Source organism: Modestobacter sp. SYSU DS0875, from assembly GCF_054050915.1.
Map to the genome: position 1 here is coordinate 1 of NZ_JBJHAH010000062.1, position 2708 is coordinate 2708.

General features: G+C 74.1%; 2 protein-coding genes. Both read right to left on the reverse strand.

The window, feature by feature from the left end; translation table 11 throughout:
• Positions 1-107 precede the first annotated feature (107 nt).
• The gene (locus ACI79Y_RS19600; RefSeq protein WP_457160095.1) at positions 108-1139 is read right to left on the reverse strand and encodes an aspartate-semialdehyde dehydrogenase; all 1032 of its coding nucleotides are present in this window, start codon (positions 1137-1139) and stop codon (positions 108-110) included.
• Positions 1136-2404 carry an aspartate kinase gene (locus ACI79Y_RS19605; protein WP_457160096.1) on the reverse strand — a complete coding sequence of 423 codons (1269 nt, stop codon included), beginning with the start codon at positions 2402-2404 and terminating at the stop codon, positions 1136-1138. The genes ACI79Y_RS19600 and ACI79Y_RS19605 overlap by 4 nt, the downstream gene beginning before the upstream one ends.
• Between the last annotated feature and the right edge of the window lie 304 nt (positions 2405-2708).

Here is a 2708-nt window from a genome sequence, read left to right on the forward strand (position 1 = left end):
AGGACACCAGCCCCCACGCCGCGCCCCCCCCCCCCCCCCCCCCCCCCCCCCCCCCCCCCCCCGCCCCCCCCCCCCCCCCCCCCCCCCCCCCCCCCCCCCCACCGGGGTCAGCGCTGGGCGGCGATCAGCTCGGCGATCTGCACGGTGTTGAGGGCGGCGCCCTTGCGCAGGTTGTCGTTGCTGACGAACAGCGCCAGCCCGCGGTCGCCGTCCTGGCGGATCCGGCCGACGTAGCTGGGGTCGGTGCCGGCGGCCTGCAGCGGGGTGGGGACGTCTGCCAGCTGCACGCCGGGCGCGGTCGACAGCAGCTCGGTCGCGCGGGCGACGCTCAGCTCGCGCTCGAACTCCACGTTCAGCGACAGCGAGTGCCCGGTGAAGACCGGCACCCGCACGCAGGTGCCGGACACCCGCAGCTCGGGGATGCCGAGGATCTTGCGGCTCTCGTTGCGGAGCTTCTGCTCCTCGTCGGTCTCGAAGGAGCCGTCGTCGACGACCGAGCCGGCCATCGGCAGCACGTTGAACGCGATCGGCGCGACGTAGACGCCCGGGTCCGGGAACGCCACGGCCGACCCGTCGTAGGCCAGCGCGTCGGCCTTCTCGACGACGGCGAGCGCCTGCCCGTGCAGCTCCCGGACGCCGGCGACACCGGAGCCGGAGACGGCCTGGTAGGTGCTGGCCACGATCCGGGTCAGCCCGGCCTCGTCGTGCAGCGGCTTGAGCACCGGCATCGCGGCCATCGTGGTGCAGTTCGGGTTGGCGATGATCCGGCCCTCGGCGGCCAGCGCGATGTCCCCGGGGTTGACCTCGCTGCAGACCAGCGGGATCGCCGGGTCGCGGCGGAACGCGGAGCTGTTGTCGATCACCGTGACGCCGGCCGCGGCGAACCGGGGGGCCTGGGCCCGCGAGGTCGAGGCGCCGGCGGAGAACAGCGCGACGTCCAGCCCGGTCGGGTCGGCGGTGGCGGCGTCCTCGACGACGATCTCGCCGTCGCCCCAGGGCAGCGTGCTGCCGGCCGAACGGGCGGAGGCGAAGAACCGGATCGACGCCAGCGGGAAGTTCCGCTCGGCCAGGATCGAGCGCATCGCCACGCCGACCTGACCGGTCGCGCCGACGATCCCCAGGTGCAGTGGACGGCTCATCGCCCGGTACCTCCATAGACCACTGCCTCGGCCTGGTCCGAGCCGAGGTCGAACGCGTCGTGCACCGCGCGGACGGCGAGGTCGACGTCGGTGTCGCGGCAGACGACGGAGATGCGGATCTCCGAGGTGCTGATCAGCTCCAGGTTCACCCCGGCGTCGGCGAGCGCGCCGAAGAACTTCGCCGAGACGCCCGGGTGCGAGCGCATGCCGGCACCGACCAGGGACACCTTGCCGATGTGCTGGTCGAAGCTGACGTGGGTGTAGCCGACGGTGTGCTTGACCCGCTCCAGGGCGGCCAGCGCGGTGGGGCCGTCGCTCACCGGCAGGGTGAAGGAGATGTCGGTCAGCTTGCTGGCCTCGGCGGAGACGTTCTGCACGATCATGTCGATGTTGACCTCGGCGTCGGCCAGCACGCGGAAGATCTGCGCCGCCTCACCGGGCCGGTCGGGCACCCCGGAGACGGTGATCTTGCCCTCGCTCCGGTCGTGCGCGACGCCGGTGATGATCGCCTGTTCCACGGTGAGGTCCTCCATCGAGCCGGCCACGATCGTGCCGGGGAGCTGTGAGTAGGAGCTGCGCACGTGCACCGGGATGCCGTAGCGGCGGGCGTACTCGACGCAGCGGAGCATGAGCACCTTGGCGCCGGAGGCGGCGAGCTCGAGCATCTCCTCGTAGGTGATGGTCTCCAGCCGCTTGGCGTTCGGGACGATCCGCGGGTCGGCGGTGAAGACGCCGTCGACGTCGGTGTAGATCTCGCAGACGTCGGCCCGCAGGGCGGCGGCGACCGCGACCGCGGTGGTGTCCGACCCGCCACGCCCGAGGGTGGTGACGTCCTTGGTGTCCTGGCTGACGCCCTGGAACCCGGCGACGATGACGATCGACCCGTCGTCCAGCGCGTCCCGCAGCCGGCCGGGGGTGACGTCGATGATCCGGGCCTTGCCGTGGCTGGAGGTGGTGATGACCCCCGCCTGCGACCCGGTGAACGACCGCGCCTCGTAACCGTGCGTGGAGATGGCGATCGCCAGCAGCGCCATGGAGATCCGCTCGCCGGCGGTGAGCAGCATGTCCAGCTCGCGGCCCGGCGGGTTCGCGGTGATCTGGCTGGCCTGGTCCAGCAGTTCGTCGGTCGTGTCGCCCATGGCGGACACGACCACGACGACGTCGTCGCCGTTCTTCTTCGCCTCGACGATGCGCTCGGCGACGCGCTTGACGCGCTCCGCGTTCGCGACGGAGGAACCTCCGTACTTCTGCACGACCAGGGCCACGGCGCAAGGTTACCGGCGTCGTCCCCGGGAGCCGCCGCCGCTGGTCGTCGGCCGCCGCTGCTGCCCAGCAGGTGGGATCGGGAGGACGACGGCGACCGCCTGGCCGCGCACGCGTGTGCGCCCCGCCGCCCGGCCCGGCTGGCTGGCTGCGCGGCCAGCCCCAGCACGCCTCCCCCGGCACAGTCGTGGGGGGGGGGGGGGGGGGGGGGGGGGGGGGGGGGGGGGGGGGGGGGGGGGGGGGGGGGGGGGGGGGGGGGGGGGGGGGGGGGGGGGGGGGGGGGGGGGGGGGGGGGGGGGGGGGGGG

Coding starts and splice junctions, on each gene's coding strand:
- ACI79Y_RS19600 (WP_457160095.1), bottom strand. CDS start 1,139: ATGAGCCGTCCACTGCACCTGGGGATCGTCGGCGCGACCGGTCAGGTC.